Genomic DNA, 17530 nt, shown 5'->3' with positions numbered 1-17530 from the left:
GCTTGCGGTGAGCAGGAGAATAACGATTGGAATTTAAAAAAACAATGTTTTTTTAAATAGAATGCGTTTTTATGAGGGTAAACCCCGAATGGAATCGACGAAGGGCGGAAGGGAGCGTCGGAGGGCGGAAAGGAGCGTCGGAGGCAGGGGAAAAGCGGAAGCGCGCCGCCGCTATGCCGCGTAGCGGTGCAGGATGCCGGCGAGCACGACGTCCAGGGAATGCTGCAGGTGGGTCTCGATGTCGGCCCGCTGCAGCCAGGGATCGTCCTCTCCCAGGACCAGCCGCAGGGACACCAGCCCGTGCAGCGCTTCCCAGAAGATCTGCGTCATCAGCAGCACGCTGGCGGGATCCCCCCGCACCGCGCCGCTGGCCGCCAGGCCGGCGAACAGGTGATGCGCGAAGGCGTAGGGGTCCTGCTCGATGTTGCCGTGCTCGACGCGGGCCCGGTCGACCGGGGCGTGCGGGCGGCGTTCCATGAAGACCATGACGTACTGGTCCGGATAGCGCATCCCGTACCGGACGTAGGCCTGGCCGCAGGCCCGGATGCGCTCCAGCGGATCGGCCAGGCCCGCGGTCGCGGTCCGCATGGCGTGGGCCAGGTCCAGCAGGTGGTCGTCCATGGCCTGCGTGATCAGGGTGGCCTTGTCCTTGAACAGGGAATAGACGACGGTCGTGGAAAACCCCGCCTGCTCGGCGACCTTGCGCAGGGTGATGTCGCCGGAGCCGCCCTTTTTGGCGAGCTTGCGCACCACCTTGATGATTTCCTTGCGACGCTGCTCGGCCTCCCGCTGCTTGCGGTCGGCGAGCCTGCTGCGCGTGTCGGTCTTGGGCGTCATGGCGGCATTTTACCGAAGGGCCCGGGCCGCGCCCATCCCACGCCGGCGCGGGCCGGAATGCCGGTAGAATGTCCCTCCCATTCCTCATTCTTCATCGTCCGGCTCATCGCCCGGCGCGGCGGATCCCGCGCCGGCCCGGATGGACAGGGACACGCATGGCGGACCTGATCGAAATCCCTCCGGCCGACGGCCTGCGCATCGCGCTCGCCTACGCCACGGCAGGCAACCTGACCGGCCGGCCGGTCTACGCGCCCGGCGCCCGCTGCGCCCTGCGGCCGGCCGCGGCGGACTGCCTGCTCCGTGCGGCGCGCGCGGCGCGGCGGGCGGGCCTGGGCCTGCTCGTCTACGACGCCTACCGCCCGGCGGCGGCCCAGGCGGTGTTCTGGCGGATGCTGCCCGATCCGCGCTACGTGGCCGACGCGGCCCAGGGGTCGAACCACACGCGCGGCGTGGCGGTGGACGTGGGCCTGCTGGACGCCGGCGGCGCGCCCCTGGACATGGGCACGGATTTCGACGACATGCGCGACCAGTCGCACCACGACCGCGACGACCTGCCCCCCGCCGTGCAGCGCAACCGCCACCTGCTGCTGGGCATCATGCTGCAGGCCGGTTTCCGCTCGATCCCGACGGAGTGGTGGCACTACGAATTGCCCGACGCGCGGGAATATGCGTTACTGCCGGAAAGCGGGATGGTCCGGGTCGTCTCGGACTGAGCGATGGGCCGGTCCCGCGCGGACCGGCCGCACGGGCGGGCGCGGCCCCGTGGGGGTCCAGGCGTCCCGCCGACGGGATGTTCATTGGACGGAGGCGATATGCAATCCACGATTCAAACGGGAATCCGCCGCGCCCTGATGGCGGCGGCGATGGGCGCGGGAGCCTGTCTCCTGGCGGGCGGGGCGCTCGCGGCGACGCCGGCCGATACGCTGGTGATCGGCAAGCCGGCCGATCCCCAGACGCTGGACCCGGCCATCACGATCGACAACAACGACTGGACCGTCACCTATCCGGCCTACCAGCGCCTGATGCGCTACAAGCAGGTCGACGGCCAGGGCTCGACCGAGGTCGAGGGCGATCTGGCGGCCAGCTGGTCGGCCTCGCCGGACAGCCTGGTCTGGACGTTCACCTTGCGCGACGGCCAGCAATTCGCCGACGGCGCGCCCGTGGACGCCCAGGCGGTGAAGCTGTCCTTCGAGCGGCTGCTGGCGAAGAAGCAGGGGCCCTCGGAAGCCTTCCCCGCCGACATGAAGATCGACGCCGTGGACGCGCGCACCGTGCGCTTCACGCTGCAGAAGCCCTTCGCGCCGTTCCTCTACACGCTCGCCAACAACGGCGCGTCCATCGTCAATCCCAAGGCCATGCAGCGCGACGACGCCGACGCCTGGCTGTCGGGCCACACGGCGGGCTCCGGCCCCTACCAGCTGGTGTCCTGGCAGAAGGGCCAGTCGCTGGTGCTGGAGCGCAATCCGCATTACGCCGGCTCGAAGAAGCCCGCGCTGGACAAGTTCGTGGTGAAGATCGTGCCGGAATCTTCCGCGCGCCGCCTGCAGCTGCAGAAGGGCGACCTGGACGTGGCCGAGGAACTGCCGGTGGACCAGCTCCAGGCCCTGAAGAAGGACAAGGCCGTGCGCGTGGCGGAATTCCCGTCGCTGCGGGTGACCTACCTGTACCTGAACAACGCCAAGGGGCCGCTGCAGAACGCGGACCTGCGCCGCGCCGTGGTGGCCGCGCTGGACTACCAGGGCATCGTGGACGGCATCATGATGGGCCAGGCCAAGCAGATGCGCGGCCCGATCCCCGAAGGCATGTGGGGCCATGACGCCGATCTGCCCCTGCCGAAGCAGGACGCGGCGGCGGCCAGGGCGCTGGTGGAAAAGGCCGGCGGGGTGAAGTCGCCGCTGCTGCTGCGCTATTCCACCCAGGACCCCGCCTGGGAGCCCATCGCCCTGACGGTGCAGGCCAACCTCACCGCCGTCGGCGTGCCGGTCAAGCTCGAAAAACTGGCCAACGCCACCCTGCGCGAAAATCTGGGCCAGGGCAATTTCGACATCTCCATCGGCAACTGGAGCCCGGACTTCGCCGATCCCTACATGTTCACCAGCTACTGGTTCGATTCGGACAAGAAGGGCCTGGCGGGCAACCGGTCCTTCTATTCCAACCCGCAGGTGGACCAGTGGCTGCGCGAGGCCGCCACGCTCAGCGACCAGGACAAGCGCGTGGCGCTCTACCGGCAGGTCCAGGAACAGGTCGTGAAGGACGCCGCCTACGCCTACCTGTACCAGAAGAACTACCAGGCCGGGCTGGGGGCGAACGTCAAGGGCTTCGTCTTCAACCCCATGCTGGAGCGGGTGTTCAACGTCGCCGACATGACGAAGTAGGCATGGGCGAACGGCGTGGAAGGGTCCCGCGGGCCGGCCGCGGGCGGCGCCGGGCGGCGCGGCGCGCCCCGGCGGACGAGGGCAGCGCATGAACACGTCCTGGCTGTCCGTGGTGCGCCGCCGGCTGGCCAGCCTGGTCTGGGTGGTGATCGGGGTGTCCCTGATCACCTTCGCTATTTCCCACCTGGTGCCCGGCGACCCGGCCCGCCTGGTGGCGGGCGACCGCGCCACGCCGGAAATCGTCGCCCACATCCGCGCGCAGCTGGGCCTGGACCTGCCCCTGCCGCAGCAGTACCTGCGCTACATGGGGCAGCTGCTGCAGGGCGATCTCGGCACCTCGATCCGCACGCACCGGCCGGTGCTGCAGGACATCGCCGCCTTCTTTCCCGCCACGCTCGAACTCGCCCTGGTCGCCCTGCTGCTGGCGACGCTGCTGGGCATCCCGCTGGGCGTGCTGTCGGCGGTGTACCGCAACCGCTTCATCGACCACCTCGCCCGCACGCTGGCCGTCACGGGCATCTCCACCCCGGCCTTCTGGCTCGGCCTGGGCCTGATCGTGGTGTTCTACGGCGAGCTCGGCTGGCTGCCGGGGGGCGGGCGCATCGACCAGGGCCTGTCGCCCCCGCCCGGCATCACCGGCCTGTACCTGATCGACGCGGCGCTGGCGGGCGACTGGGTGGTCTGGCGCAGCGCGCTGGAGCACATGATCCTGCCGGCCCTGACGCTGGGCTTCGTGCACCTGGGCGTGGTGGCGCGGCAGGTACGCTCCTCCATGCTGGAGCAGCTGGGCGAGGACTACGTGCGCACCGCCCGCGCCTACGGCCTGGACGCCTGGACCGTGGTGGTGCGCCACGCCCTGCCCAATGCGCTGATCCCGTCCGTGACCGTGCTCGGCCTGGCCCTGGGCGACCTGCTGTACGGGGCGGTGCTGACGGAAACCGTGTTCGGCTGGCCGGGCATGGGCGCCTATGTGGTGGACTCGATCCAGGCGCTGGATTTCCCGGCGGTGATGGGCTTCGCCGTGGTGGTGTCCTTCGCCTACGTGATCCTGAACCTGCTGGTGGACCTGCTGTACCGGCGCCTCGATCCGCGCATCCGGGAGGTCGGATGAGCTACCTGCTGTACCAGTTGCGCCGCAGCCCGCTGATGCTGCTGGGGCTGGCGATCCTCGCGGCGGTGGGCCTGGCCGTGCTCCTGGCCGACTGGGTGGCGCCCTACGATCCCGAGCGCATCGACCTGGTGCACCGGCTGGCGGCGCCGTCGGCGGCGCACTGGTTCGGCACCGACGAGGTCGGCCGCGACATCTTCAGCCGCGTGCTCTACGGCGGGCGCCAGTCCATCGGGGTGGGGCTGTTCGTCGCCGGCTGCGCCAGCATGGCCGGCGCCGTGATCGGCTGCTTCTCCGGGATCGTGGGCGGCCGCTTCGACGGCCTGGTCATGCGCGCCATGGACGTGGTGCTGTCGGTGCCCTCGCTGGTGCTGATCATGGCGCTGGCGGCGGCGCTGGGCCCCAGCCTGTTCAACGCCATGCTGGCGATCACCCTGGTGCGCATCCCGTTCTACGTGCGCCTGGCGCGCGGCCAGACGCTGGGCATCCGCGAGATGGCCTATGTGCAGGCGGCCTGGACCTTCGGCGCGACGCGGCGCCACGTGGTGCGCTGGCACGTGGTGCGCAACGCCGCCTCGCCCATCGTGGTGCAGGCCACGCTGGACATCGGCGGGGCGATCCTGATGGCGGCCGCGCTGGGCTTCATCGGCCTGGGCGCGCAGCAGCCCACCGCCGAATGGGGCGCCATGGTGGCGACGGGCCGCAATTTCCTGCTGGACCAGTGGTGGTACACCGTCACGCCCGGCTGCGCGATCTTGGTGACGGCGCTGGCCTGCAACCTGGTGGGAGACGGCGTGCGCGACCTGCTGGACCCGAAGTCGAGGGCGAAATGAGCGCGGGCCGGCCTGATCCGTCCGGCGCCCGGCGCCCCGGCCCGGGCCGGCCGGCGGGCGTCCTGGATCGTGGGAACCCCGACGGCGGCGCCGCGGCCGAACCCGTCCTGGACATCCGCGGCCTGTCGCTGGAGTTCCCCGTCTTCGGCGGCGCGGTCCGGGCGCTGGGCGGCGTCAGCCTGCGCGTCATGCCGGGCGAGATCGTCGGCGTGGTGGGCGAGTCGGGCTCGGGCAAGTCGGTCACCGCCATGGCGGCGCTGCGGCTGCTGCCCCCGGGCGCTTATCGCGTCACCGGCGGCAGCCTGCGGCTGTGCGGCGAGGACGTGCTGGCCGCGTCCGAAGCGCGCATGCGGCAATGGCGCGGACGCCGCGCGGCGATGATCTTCCAGGAGCCCATGACCGCGCTGAACCCGACCCGGCGCATCGGCGATCAATTGACCGGCGTGCTGCGCGCGCACCATCGCCTGGGCCGGCGCGAGGCCCTGGAGCGCGCCGCCGCGCTGCTGCGCGACATGATGATCCCCGACCCGGCCCGGACGCTGCGCGCCTATCCCTTCGAGCTGTCCGGCGGCATGCGCCAGCGGGTGATGGCCGCGATGGCGTTTTCCTGCGATCCGGCGCTGCTGATCGCCGACGAGCCCACCACCGCGCTGGACGTGACCGTGCAGCGCCAGGTGCTGCAGCTGCTGCGCCACCGGGCGCGCGAGCGCGGCGCCGCGATCCTGTTCATCACCCACGACATGGCGGTGGTGTCGCAGTTCTGCGACCGCGTGTACGTCATGTACGCCGGCACGGTGGTCGAGCAGGGGCCGACCGCCCGGGTGCTGCGCGCGCCGCGCCATCCCTACACGCGCGGCCTGCTCGACGGCCTGCCGGAGCGCGCCGCGCCCGGCGCCGACCTGGCCTCGATCCCGGGCCGGGTGCCGGACATGCGCCAGCCGCCGCAGGGCTGCGTGTTCTTCGATCGCTGCGCCTACGCCGACGCGGCCTGTCGCCAGCGGCCCGAACTGCGGCCCGTGGCCGACGCGCAGGAGCGCCGGGTGGCCTGCTGGCACCCCCTGGACCCAGACCCGGACCCGGCCGCGCGGGCCGCGGGAGACGCATGATGCCGATCGATGGAGCGAATGGGGCTGAAATCCCCTCGGCGGGCGTGGCGGACGCAGCACCGGGCACCGTGCCGGGGGCGCCGGTGCTCGACGCCCGCGAGATCCACGTGCGCTTCCCCCTCGCCCGCGACTGGCGCGGGCGGGCGGTGCGCCATGCCCACGCCCTGAACGGCGTCAGCCTGCAGGTGCGGCGCGGCGAGGCCTTCGGCATCGTCGGCGAGTCCGGCTGCGGCAAGAGCACGCTGGCGGCCGTGCTGATGGGCCTGCTGCGGCCCACCGGGGGTGAGCTGCGGCGCCTGCCGCGGGCCGACGGCCGCCGGACCGACGTCCAGATCGTGTTCCAGGATCCGCAGTCCTCGCTGGATCCGCGCCTGCCCGCCTGGAAAGTGATCATCGAGCCGCTGGTGGCCGCGGGCCGCCGAGGGGCCGCGGCATGGCCGCGGGACGGGGGAGCGCCGCCGGCCGCCGGGCCGCGGGGCCGGAACGGTGCGGTCCGGTGCGGCCGCATGGACAAGGCCGCCCTGCGCGCGCGGGCCGATGCCCTGGCCCTGCGGGTGGGCCTGCGGCCCGAGCAGCTCGACCGCTACGTCCACGAGTTTTCCGGGGGGCAGCGCCAGCGGATCGCCATCGCCCGGGCGCTGGCGACGGAGCCGGACGTCATCGTGCTCGACGAGCCCACCTCCGCGCTGGACGTGTCCGTCCAGGCGCAGATCCTGAATCTGCTGCGGGAACTGCGCCGCGCGCACGGCCTGACCTACGTGCTGATTTCGCACAACGTGTCGGTCGTGCGCTACCTGTGCGACCGGGTGGCGGTGATGTACCTGGGCCAGGTGGTCGAGCAGGGCCCGGCCGCCGACGTGCTGGAATCCCCGCGCCATCCCTACACGCGCGAGCTGCTCGACGCCGTGCCGCGCCTGGACCGGCCCTGGCCCGAGGACGCCCCCGCGGCCCCGGCCGAACTGCCCGGCAACGTCGTCCTGCCGCAGGGCTGCTTCTTTCGCGGCCGCTGCCCCTGGGCGACGGCCGGCTGCGAGCGGCCCCAGGCGCTGCTGGCCCGGCCCGGCGCGCCCCAGCACGTCTACCGCTGCCACGTGGCGGGGCAGCAGGCTTCAGTGCGTCAGGCTTCCGAGGGGTCCTGACGGGTCATTTGCCGCATGATGCGGTCGGCCAGTTTCTGGAAATCCTTCTTGGCGTCCAGGATGCGCTTTTCGACTGGCAGCACGGGAAGCGGCAGGATGTTGCCATCCGTTTTCATGTCCGCCAGGGCGAGCAAAAGCCGGTCGCTGATGTCCAGGCCGCTGGCCGTGCCATCGTCCCGGGCGCCAATGAACAGGACGCCAGGAGCGTTGTGGCCGGGCAGGTCGTTCGCAAAAGCGCACGCGGCTTGCCGGACTTTTTTCGGGACGTCGCCCCTGAAAGATTCCTTTCGTTCTACCCGATCGGATTCCAGGTCGCGCAGAAGAGAGAGCAGCGCGTTGATAGAGAGGTCGTCCAAGGGGGATGCGGGTCCGCTTGCGTGTGCGATCGGCTCATTCCGCGCGGCCCGGGCTCTGGAAATATTCCCGCGTCAGCTTCACCACCAGCGGGCTGAGCAGGATCAGCGAGATCAGGTTGGGCAGCGCCATCAGGCCGTTCAGCGTGTCGGCCAGCAGCCAGGCGAAGTCCAGCTGGCTGATGGCGCCGAACGGAATCACCAGGACCCAGACGATGCGGTAGGGCAGGGTCGATTTCGTGCCCAGCAGGAATTCCCAGCACTTCTCGCCGTAGTAGCTCCAGCCCAGGATGGTGGTGAAGGCGAACACCACCAGCGACAGGGTCAGGATGGTGCCGCCGATGCCCGGCATGGAAACCTCGAAGGCGCTGGCCGACAGGGCCGCGCCGCTGGCGCCGCTGCTCCAGACGCCGGAGCACACGATGGCCAGGCCGGTGATGCTGCAGATGATGATGGTGTCGATGAAAGTGCCCATCATGCCGATCAGGCCCGATTGCACGGCATTGGTGGTGGTGCCGGCCGCCTGGGCGATCCCGGCCGACCCCAGGCCGGCCTCGTTGGAAAAGATCCCGCGCGCCACGCCGTAGCGGATGGCGGCCATGACGGCGGCGCCCGCGAAGCCGCCGGTGGCGGCGATGGGCGAGAAAGCGTGCGTGAAGATCAGGTCCAGGGATTCGGGGATGCGCTCGGCGTTGACGGCCAGCACCACCAGGCCGGCCAGCACGTAGGCCACGCACATGAAGGGCACCAGGGATGCGGCGACCGCGCCGATGCGCTTGATGCCGCCCAGGATCACCAGTCCGATCAGGACCATGGTGACCACGCCGGTCACCCACAGCGGGATGGCGAAGGACGATTCCAGGGCCTGGGCCATGCTGTTGACCTGGACCATGTTGCCGATGCCGAATCCGGCGAAGCCGCCGAACACCGCGAACGCCACGCCCAGCCACAGCCATTTGCGGCCCAGGCCGTTCTTGATGGCGTACATGGGGCCGCCCGCGTGCTCGCCGCGGTCGTCCTTTTCGCGGAAATGGACGGCCAGCACCACTTCGCAATACTTGGTGGCCATGCCGACCAGGGCCGTGCACCACATCCAGAACAGGGCGCCCGGGCCGCCGACGGCGATGGCGGTCGCCACTCCGGCGATGTTGCCGGTGCCGACGGTGGCGGCCAGGCACGTCATCAGCGCCTCGAACGGGCTGATCTCGCCGGTGGCGGTGTCGCCCCGGTGGCGGCCGCGCCAGATCATGGCGAAGCCGGTACCGATGCGCCGCAGCGGCATCAGCTTCAGGATCATCATCAGAAAGAAACCCGTTCCCAGGATGAGAACCAGCATCGGCGGCCCCCATACCAGGCCGTTGATCTGGTTGACGAGCTCGTTCAGGAATTCCATGGTTAAAACACCCCTCAATGCAGAAATTGCGGGAATGCTAACACCGTGGTTTTAGGTGAAACGCCTAAAATTCCTGGGTAAACAGGAAAACTTCCTGCCGATAGAGGAAAAAGGCCCGGCTAAGGGTAAACCATGAGACCGAAAAGGGAGTGCTCGTTCCGGAGCCGGAGCGGCGGACCGCCGAAATCGGAGCGGCGGGCCGCCGAAATCGGCGCGGCCGCTCCGGCCCGGCAGGCTTCAGAACGGGGCTTCAGAACGAGATGGCCAGGCCGATGTTCCCCGCCGCCTGGTTGCCGCCGTCGCGCCCCGTCGTGGCCGTCACCTGCCCATAGAGGGCGGCGGATTTGCTCAGGCTGGCCGTGACGCCGGCCGTCCATTCCATCCAGTTGTCGTCGGGGGCCTGCAGGCGGGTCGTCCAGCTTCCCATCGTGGAGGCGACGCCGCTGGTGACGGTGCGCTCGTCCCGCTTGAATTCGTGGGCGAACGCCGCTTTCACATAGGGAACGTAGCGGCCCGCGATGTCCATGCGCGCCTGCCATCCCAGGCGCCCGATCAGGGATTCGAGCCGTTGGTCCGAGAAATGCATGCGGCTGCTGCTGTCTCCTTCCTCCGTGAAATGGGAGACCTTCACGCGGGCGTAGTCCAGGCCGATCACCGGTCCGGTCCGGACGCTGCCGAACGCCGCATCGTAGCCGCCATGCAGGCCCAGGCCGTATTGGCGCTGGTTCGGGCTGCCTTCCAGCGTCAGGGTTCGCGGGCCCAGGACGACCTGGCGGCGGGTGTGCAGCTTGCCGCTGCCGGCGTGGATCGTCCCGTCGATCCACAGGGCGCCGGGGGCATAGCTGGCATAGGCGCTCAGGAGCGTGCTGCGGTCCTTCACGCTGCCGGGCGTTCCGCGGTAGCTCAGATCCGTGTCGCCCGCCTGGCGCGACACGGCCAGGCCGACGGCAAAGGCTTCGGACGCCTGCAGATCGATGCCCAGGGTGTAGAGCTGTCCGTGGTTGTCCAGGCCGGTGGGTCCGAATTCGGTTCGGGTGCCGTCGAAGCCGCCCTGGACGAACAGGCTGGCGGTGCCGGTGGGACGGGGCTGCGCGCGCAGGGCCGCCAGGCGGCTGCCCAGGCCGGCGCTCAATTGGCGCGCATTGCCCAGGCCGGCCTCGGGCAGGCCGCCGGCGAAGTAGGGCGCCTGCAGCAGGCCGGCGACGTAATCGGCGATGAGGGCGTGGGCGCCCGGCGTCGGATGCAGCTGGTCGGTAAAAACGTAGCCGGCCGTCGCGCCGGTGGGGTCGCTGCAATACAGGGCGTTGAACGGGCAGGCGGCACCCACGACGTTCGTGAATCCGTAGGGGGCCGGGTCCGCCAGGATCTCCCGGAACAGGCCGCCGATGTCCGCGCGGATGATGCCGTGGGTTTGCCCGGTGGCGTTCAGGCCGATGTCCACGAGCTGGTTGTAGCCGGACGATGCCTGCTCCAGGCCGGGCCGGACGAGGGCGTAGACGCCCGCAAGCGTGCCGGCTGGCAGGCCCGCGGCGGCATCGGCCGCCGCCAGCGCCTGGGCGACGGCAGCGGGATCGTAGGCGCCATTCGCGGCGGCCAGGCGGGCCCAGGCCGCGCCCCAGGCGGTGGCGAGGCCGGCGGGGGGCACGGCGGTCCGGATGGATGCGAAGACGGCCAGGGGCGCGGCGCCGACGTCGGGCAGGTTGGGCAGCAGGATGGTCTGCGCGCCCGCCCCTTTCAGGGCGGCGACGGCGCCGACCGTGCTGGTGGCCGATGCCGTCAGGTAGCTCGTCACTCCCGCGCCGCGGCCGACGGCCGTGATGACGTCGTTGCCGCCGATCCAGACGGAATACAGGGCGTTGGCGTCGACCTGGCCGTGTTGCGCCAGATACGTGCCCAGCTGCCCTTGCAGATGGGTGACGGCGATGGCTTCGCTGGTGGGGGCGCCCGCCGGATCGGCCGGCTGCCGCGCGCTGGCGGCCGGGTTCGCCTCGGCGTCGCCCTGGGCGTAGTTGTTGCCGCCGGGCGCGACATGGGGGTTGGCGGGATTGTTGGGGCGCGAGACGAAGCCGAGGCGGGCGGCCAGGCCGTCCGTCCAGTTGGCGCCGTAGTTGGTGGTCCAGCGGGCGTTGGACGGCAGGCCGCTCAGGCCGCCGAAGGCGCCGACGTCCGACAGGCTGTCGCCGAAAAAGTAAACATTGCTGTAAGACTGCGCCGCGGCGGGCAAGGCGGGCAAGGCCAGGGCGACGGACAACGCCATGGCGGTCAGTGCGGGATGTCTCATGGGGCTCCTCGATGGGTCGGATCTCGTTTTTCCCGGGTGCTTCGGACGCTCGAACGCGGTGGCACCCTGCCTGGGATTTTGTAAAACAAACGTTTGTTTGTCAATTTGAGGAAATTGTGGGGAAATTTCCGCTTCTGGTCGCCAGATCTCGATGGCCACCCTTCGATTGTGCCAGGCGCCGCGCCCGCGCTCCGGAATCGCGCCCGGATCGCCGGCACGTCGGGAAAACGGATCAGGGCAGCGAATCAGGGAAACTACTGACGTAGTTTTGCGACTGTCCGCGTGACGGCCGTTTTCCTATCCTGTCGTCTCCACACGAACGGGAGAGGCGAGATGCGGGAACGACTGGATTGCGCGATTCTGGCGCCGGGCAGGGAAGACTGGGCGGGCGCCTTGCGCGGCCCGCACCTGGGAGGGCGGCTGGTGCTGCATACCTCGCCGCACGTGCACGGCACGGCCAGGGACGCCCTGGCCGATCCGGCCATGGCGCGGGGCCGCTACGATGCCGGCCTGCTGTACGTGGACGAATCCTCGATCCGCGACTGGCGCACGGCGCTGGCCGCCCTGGCGGGCCGATTGCCGGCCGTGCTGCTGGTCTACGCGGTGGCGCTGCGGGCGCAGGCGGTGGGCGATCTGATGGCGCTGGGCGTGGCCGATTTCGTGCGGCCGCCCTTTTGTCCCGAGGAACTGCGCGCCCGGCTGGACCACGCCCTGAATCGCCTGCCCCCCGCCTGCATCGCGGAACACGGGCCGGCCTACGGCGCGGGCCTGCCGGGATCCGGCTCTGGTTCCGGCTTCGGCTCGGGCTCCGGGCCCGCGCCGCTGCGTGCGCGCGCACCGGTGGCCGGCGCGCCGGAGCCCCCGATCACCGAGTCCGAGATCGCGTTCTGCAATACGATCCTGGACCGCTCCGGCAACGAACTCGAAGCCTACGCGGTGGCCGTGGCCATGCAGCGGGCCACCTCGCGCGAATCCTTCCGCGCCGCCAAATGCCAGGTCGTCGCCCGGTTCGAGCGCGCCTACATCCGCGCGGCCCTGGGCCGGCACGCGGGCAACATCACCCTGGCGGCGCGCATGGCCCAGAAACACCGCCGCGCGTTCTGGGCCCTGATGCGCAAGCACGACATCGACCCCGCGCCCTACCGGCGCGCGCCAGCCTCGGATGCGGACTGAGACGCGGACTGAGACGCGGACCGCGACACCGGCCCGGACGCCGCCCGGCATTGCCGCCCGCCCCCGTTTTCCGCAGAAGGGCCGCCGGCGCGGAAGGCCCCTCGGCGCGGAAGGCCCCTCGGCGCGGAAGGCCCCTCGGCGCGGAAGGCCCCTCGGCGTGGAAGGCTCCTCGGCGCGGAAGGCCCCTCCGCACGGCAGGCCTTTCAGAAGGGAAGATGCCGCGGCTCGGTCTGCAGGGTGATCCAGCGGATGTCGGTGAACGCATCGATGCCCGCCCTGCCGCCGAAATGGCCGTAGCCAGACCGCTTCACGCCGCCGAACGGCATCTGGGCCTCGTCGTGCACCGTCGGTCCGTTGATGTGGCAGATGCCGGACTCGATCCGGGCGGCCACGCGCCAGCCGCGCGCCGCATCGCGGGTGTAGACGGCCGCCGACAGGCCGAATTCATTGTCGTTGGCGACGGCGATGGCTTCTTCCTCGCCGCGCACCCGGACGATGGCTTTGACCGGCGCGAAGGTCTCTTCGCGGAAGATGCGCATCTCCGGGGTGACGCGATCGATCAGCGTGGCCGGCATCAGGGTGTTCGCGGCCTTGCCGCCGCACAGCAGCTGCGCGCCTTTCGCCAGCGCGTCGTCGATCAGTTCGTTGACGCGGCGCACGGTCGCCATGTCCACCACCGATCCCAGGATCGCGGGCTCCTTGCGGGGATCGCCCAGCGGCAGCGCGGCGGTGCGGGCCACGAGCCTGGACAGGAATGCCTCGGCAACGGCTTCGTCCACGATGATGCGCTCGGTGGACATGCAGATCTGGCCCGAATTGGCGAAGGCGCCGAAGACGCATCCCGCGGCGGCGGCATCGAGATCGGCATCGTCCAGGACCAGGAACGGCGCCTTGCCGCCCAGTTCCAGGACTGCCGGCTTCAGGTGCCGGGCGCAGGTCTGGCCGATGAGGGCGCCCACGCGGGTGGACCCGGTGAAATTGACGCGGCGCACGGCCGGGTGGGCGATCATGGCTTCCACCACCGCGCCCGCTTCGTCGGGATGGTTGGTCACGAAATTGACCGTGCCGGCGGGCAGGCCGGCTTCGCGCAAGGCCTCGACGATGAGGCCGTGGGTGCCGGGGCACAGTTCCGAGCCTTTCAGGACGACCGTGTTGCCGCAGGCCAGCGGCGTGGCGATCGCGCGCACGCCCAGGATCACCGGAGCGTTCCACGGCGCCATGCCCAGCACCACGCCCGCGGGCTGGCGCACGGCCATGGCCAGGTTTCCGGGCACGTCGGAAGGGATGATTTCGCCGCCGATCCGTGTCGTCAGCGCGGCGGCTTCGCGCAGCATGCCGGCGCCGAGCTGCACGTTGAAGCCGGCCCATGAGGCGGAGGCGCCGGTTTCGGCCGCCATGGCTGCGATGAAATCCGCTTCCCGCGCGGCGAGCGCTTCCGCGGCTTCGAGCAGGTGTTCGCGGCGGGCGGCGGGCCCCAGGCGGGACCAGGACGCGAATGCGCGGTGCGCCGCTTCGACGGCGGCGACGGCATCGGCCGGCGTGGCGGCCGGCGCGACCGTGGCCACGGCGCCGTCCAGGGGGTTGCGGCGCTCGAAGGTCGCGCCGGTGCTTGCGGGGCGGCGCTGGTCGCCGATCAGCAGGGAAAGGGTGTGCATGGAAAGCCTCCGTTGGAATGGGTGGGAGAAAGCCTCTGGGAAGAAAGCGGCAGTCAGGGAAACCCCTATATTGTTATGATCAATAATGATTATCTATCATAACGAAAATCGCTGGCAATAGGGGTTTCACGCGGTGGCTGCCGGAAGGCGGGTTCCGCAGCGTGGAAAGCCCGGGACCGATTCCCATACCCCGATCCATACCCATCCGTACCCCTTCATTCACAGACATTCATTCACAGAGGAAATGACGATGACCGCCGCTCGTACCGAAGAACAGACCGTGGCCTGCACCGTGGAAGGCCGCGTCGCCTGGGTGAAGTTCAACCGCCCGGAGAAGCGCAATGCCATGAGCCCCGCCCTGAATCGCCAGATGATGCGCGTGCTGGACGAACTGGAATTCCGCGATGACGTGGGCGTGCTGGTGCTCACGGGCGAAGGCACGGCCTGGACCGCCGGGATGGATCTGAACGAATACTTCCGGGAGACCGAGGCCCGGGGACTGGCCGGCACCCGCCAGGCGCAGCGGGAAAGCTATGGCTGGTGGCGCCGGCTGCGGTGGTACCAGAAGCCCACGATCGCCATGATCAACGGCTGGTGCTTCGGCGGCGGCTACGGCCCGCTGTTCGCCTGCGACCTGGCCTTCGCGGCCGACGAGGCCCGGTTCGGCCTGTCCGAGATCAACTGGGGCATCCTGCCCGGCGGCGGCGCCTCGAAGGTGGCGGCGGAGCTGCTGAGCTTCCGCCGCGCGATGTACCACGCCATGCTGGGCGAGAACATCGACGGCAGGACGGCCGCCGAGTGGGGCCTGGTGAACGAATCCATGCCGGCCGACCGCCTGCGGGCGCGGGTGACGGAAGTGGCGGAAAGCCTGCTCAAGAAAAATCCGGTGGCCCTGAAGGCGACCAAGGACGCGATCCGCCGCGTGCGCGAAATGACCTACGACAATGCCGAGGATTTCCTCGTGCGCGCGCAGGAAGCGGCCAACAGCTTCGATGGCGAGGGCCGCAAGGAAGGCCTGCGCCAGTTCCTGGACGAAAAGACCTACAAGCCGGGCCTGGGCGCATACGATCTTTCCAGGCAGAAGAGCGCCTGAGCCGCGGCACAAAAATACAATCAATGGGAGACAAGCGTGACAATGGCAAAGGAAGCCGTCCAGGAGACGGCTGATATAGAGCGCATGCTCAGGCCCCGGTCGGTGGCGATCGTCGGGGCCTCGGCGACGCGCGGGTCGCTCGGCGCTTCGCTGCTGGGCAACCTGGAGCGCAACGGGTTTGCGGGCGACATTCACCTGATCAATCCCAGGCGGGCCGAGATCGGCGGGCATCCCTGCCTGCCTTCGGTGGACCGGCTGCCCTACGGTGTGGACGTGGCCGTGCTGGCGATTCCGCAGCCCGCCGTCAACGAGGCGATCCGCGGCCTGGCGGCGCGCGGCGTCGGCGCGGCGGTGATCTTTTCCGCCGGTTTCGCCGAAGCCGGCCCGGAGGGCCAGGCGCGGCAGCGCGAGATCGCCGAAATCGCCCGTGCGCACGGCATGGTGGTCGAAGGCCCGAATTGCCTGGGCTGCATCAACTACGTCGATCGCGTGCCCCTGACCTTCGTGGAGGTCGATATGGGGCCGGCGCCGGCGCGGCGCGGGCCGTCCATCGGCGTGGTGTCGCAGAGCGGCGCGATGATGACGGTGCTGTGCACCACGCTCTCCAGCCGCCGCCTGCCGCTGTCCTATGCGATATCGACCGGCAACGAGGCGGCCAGCCATGCCGAGGACTACGTGGAGTTTCTGCTCGACGATCCGGATACCCGCGTCATCGCGATGATCGTCGAGCAGTTCCGCCATCCGCGGCGCATGCTCGCCGCCGTCGAACGCGCGCGCGCCCTGGGCAAGCACGTGGTGCTGCTGCATCCGGGGCGCAGCAGCGCCGCGCGCGAATCGGCGGCCACCCATACCGGCGCCCTGGCGGGCGACCATGCCGTCATGCGCCTCAAGCTGGGCCGCGCCGGCGTGATCTTCGCCGAGACGCTGGAAGAGCTGGGCGACATTGCCGAGATCGCCGTGCGCTGCCCGCAGCTGCCTTCGCCGGGCACCGCCGTCGTGGGCGAGTCCGGCGCCTTCAAGGCGCTGTGCCTGGATCTGGCCGAGGACCTGGGCATCGCGCTGCCGCCGATCGGCGAGGACGACGCGCCGGCGCTGCGCGAGGCCATGCCGGCCTTCGTGGCTGTCAGCAATCCGCTGGACCTGACCGCGCAGGGGCTGGTGGAGCCCGATCTCTATTGCCGCGTCCTGGCGGCGCTGTTCGGCGACGACCGTTTTTCCACCATCGTGGTGGGCCTGATCCAGGGCGATCCGGTCACCAGCGGCATCAAGATACCGGCGGTGCTGCGCGCCGTGCGCGAATGCAAGCCGGCCAAGCCGGTCATCGTGGCGGGGCTGGACGAAGGCGCCGAGGTGCCCGCATCCTTCATCGCCGAGATGCGGGCGCTGGGCATCCCCTATTTTCCCAGCACCGAGCGGGTCTTTCGCGCGGTGCGGCGCCTGATCGAGTTTTCCTCCCGCCGTTTCGATCGCGCCACGGAGGCGCCGGTGGCGCTGGAACTGCCGGCGCATCGCACGGTGATCCCGGAATACGAATCCAAGGCGCTGCTGGGCGCCGCGGGCATCGCATTCGCGCCCGGCCGGTTCGCCGCCAGCGTGCAGGAGGCGGCCGACGCCGCCCGCGCGCTGGGCTATCCGGTGGCGCTGAAGGCCCAGTCCGAACGGCTCAGCCACAAGAGCGACGCGGGCGGGGTGATCCTGGGCGTCGCGGACGAACAGGGGCTGCGCGAGGCCTGGGAGCGCATGGTGGCCGACGTCCGGCGGCACGATCCCTCCATCGTGCTGGAGGGCATCCTGGTCGAGGCCATGGGCCGGCGGGGGCTGGAGATGATCGTCGGCGCCCGGATCGATCCGCACTGGGGGCCGGTGCTCCTCGCCGGGATCGGCGGCGTGACCGCCGAGGTCGTCCGGGACATGCGCCTGCTCGACGCCGATCTGTCCGAAGCCGGCATCCTGGCCGAGCTCGACCAGCTCAAGAGCGCCGCGCTGTTCCATGGATTCAGGGGAGCCCCCGCGCTGGACACGGCCGCGCTGGCCGCGCTGATCGGCCGGCTGGGACGGATCGTGCGCGGCACGCCCGCCCTGCGCGAGATCGACCTGAACCCGGTCGTGGTCCATCCCGAAGGGCAGGGCGTCGTGGCGCTCGACGCCCTCATGCTGGCCGAACCCCGGCACGCCTGACCGCGC

14 protein-coding genes are annotated in these 17530 nt (G+C 70.3%); 9 read left to right on the top strand and 5 right to left on the bottom strand.

The window, feature by feature from the left end:
- Window positions 1–171 precede the first annotated feature (171 nt).
- Window positions 172–837 carry a TetR/AcrR family transcriptional regulator gene (locus HNR28_RS13780; RefSeq protein ID WP_151024551.1) on the bottom strand — a complete coding sequence of 222 codons (666 nt, stop codon included), beginning with the start codon at window positions 835–837 and terminating at the stop codon, window positions 172–174.
- 155 nt (window positions 838–992) lie between these two features.
- On the opposite strand from HNR28_RS13780, the gene ddpX reads away from it, so the two are divergent.
- From ddpX to HNR28_RS13750, 6 genes are all read left to right on the top strand, one after another.
- Complete coding sequence (gene ddpX, locus HNR28_RS13775; RefSeq protein ID WP_151024550.1) at window positions 993–1550, top strand: D-alanyl-D-alanine dipeptidase; 558 nt, start codon at window positions 993–995, stop codon at window positions 1548–1550.
- Between the two features lie 99 nt (window positions 1551–1649).
- Window positions 1650–3212: an ABC transporter substrate-binding protein gene (locus HNR28_RS13770; protein WP_151024549.1), complete on the top strand. Its 1563-nt coding sequence runs from the start codon at window positions 1650–1652 to the stop codon at window positions 3210–3212.
- Window positions 3213–3300: 88 nt separating this feature from the next.
- Window positions 3301–4323 (top strand): ABC transporter permease, encoded by a 1023-nt coding sequence (locus HNR28_RS13765; protein ID WP_043685230.1) that lies wholly within the window; start codon window positions 3301–3303, stop codon window positions 4321–4323.
- Window positions 4320–5153 carry a D,D-dipeptide ABC transporter permease gene (gene ddpC / locus HNR28_RS13760; RefSeq protein ID WP_151024548.1) on the top strand — a complete coding sequence of 278 codons (834 nt, stop codon included), beginning with the start codon at window positions 4320–4322 and terminating at the stop codon, window positions 5151–5153. The genes HNR28_RS13765 and ddpC overlap by 4 nt, the downstream gene beginning before the upstream one ends.
- The gene (locus HNR28_RS13755) at window positions 5150–6259 is read left to right on the top strand and encodes an ABC transporter ATP-binding protein (RefSeq protein ID WP_151024547.1); all 1110 of its coding nucleotides are present in this window, start codon (window positions 5150–5152) and stop codon (window positions 6257–6259) included. Before ddpC ends, HNR28_RS13755 begins: the two co-directional genes overlap by 4 nt.
- Entirely contained in the window at window positions 6256–7398 is a 1143-nt protein-coding gene (locus HNR28_RS13750; protein ID WP_244978303.1) for an oligopeptide/dipeptide ABC transporter ATP-binding protein, read from the top strand. Before HNR28_RS13755 ends, HNR28_RS13750 begins: the two co-directional genes overlap by 4 nt.
- Here the strand turns inward: HNR28_RS13750 and HNR28_RS13745 are convergent.
- From HNR28_RS13745 to HNR28_RS13735, 3 genes are all read right to left on the bottom strand, one after another.
- On the bottom strand, window positions 7377–7754 hold the full coding sequence (locus HNR28_RS13745; protein ID WP_151024546.1) for an AlbA family DNA-binding domain-containing protein: 378 nt from the start codon (window positions 7752–7754) through the stop codon (window positions 7377–7379). The genes HNR28_RS13750 and HNR28_RS13745 overlap by 22 nt on opposite strands.
- A 34-nt stretch (window positions 7755–7788) precedes the next feature.
- Window positions 7789–9144, bottom strand: a complete 1356-nt coding sequence (locus HNR28_RS13740; protein ID WP_151024545.1) for an alanine/glycine:cation symporter family protein — start codon at window positions 9142–9144, stop codon at window positions 7789–7791.
- A 250-nt stretch (window positions 9145–9394) separates the two neighbouring features.
- Window positions 9395–11425: an autotransporter outer membrane beta-barrel domain-containing protein gene (locus HNR28_RS13735; protein ID WP_151024544.1), complete on the bottom strand. Its 2031-nt coding sequence runs from the start codon at window positions 11423–11425 to the stop codon at window positions 9395–9397.
- A 333-nt stretch (window positions 11426–11758) separates the two neighbouring features.
- Between HNR28_RS13735 and HNR28_RS13730 the strand changes: the two genes are divergently transcribed.
- Window positions 11759–12598 carry a helix-turn-helix domain-containing protein gene (locus tag HNR28_RS13730; protein ID WP_151024543.1) on the top strand — a complete coding sequence of 280 codons (840 nt, stop codon included), beginning with the start codon at window positions 11759–11761 and terminating at the stop codon, window positions 12596–12598.
- A 203-nt stretch (window positions 12599–12801) separates the two neighbouring features.
- Here HNR28_RS13730 and HNR28_RS13725 read toward each other — a convergent pair whose 3' ends face one another.
- Window positions 12802–14253 carry an aldehyde dehydrogenase gene (locus tag HNR28_RS13725; protein WP_151024542.1) on the bottom strand — a complete coding sequence of 484 codons (1452 nt, stop codon included), beginning with the start codon at window positions 14251–14253 and terminating at the stop codon, window positions 12802–12804.
- A gap of 250 nt (window positions 14254–14503) precedes the next feature.
- Here HNR28_RS13725 and HNR28_RS13720 point away from each other — a divergent pair, with 250 nt between their 5' ends.
- Both HNR28_RS13720 and HNR28_RS13715 read left to right on the top strand, forming a co-directional pair.
- On the top strand, window positions 14504–15346 hold the full coding sequence (locus HNR28_RS13720; protein WP_151024541.1) for a p-hydroxycinnamoyl CoA hydratase/lyase: 843 nt from the start codon (window positions 14504–14506) through the stop codon (window positions 15344–15346).
- 42 nt (window positions 15347–15388) lie between these two features.
- Window positions 15389–17524: an acetate--CoA ligase family protein gene (locus HNR28_RS13715; RefSeq protein ID WP_151024556.1), complete on the top strand. Its 2136-nt coding sequence runs from the start codon at window positions 15389–15391 to the stop codon at window positions 17522–17524.
- Window positions 17525–17530 lie beyond the last annotated feature (6 nt).

The sequence above is a fragment of the Castellaniella defragrans genome, from assembly GCF_014203015.1.
GTDB lineage: Bacteria > Pseudomonadota > Gammaproteobacteria > Burkholderiales > Burkholderiaceae_B > Castellaniella > Castellaniella defragrans.
This window is presented reverse-complemented; position numbering and strand designations above follow the sequence as displayed.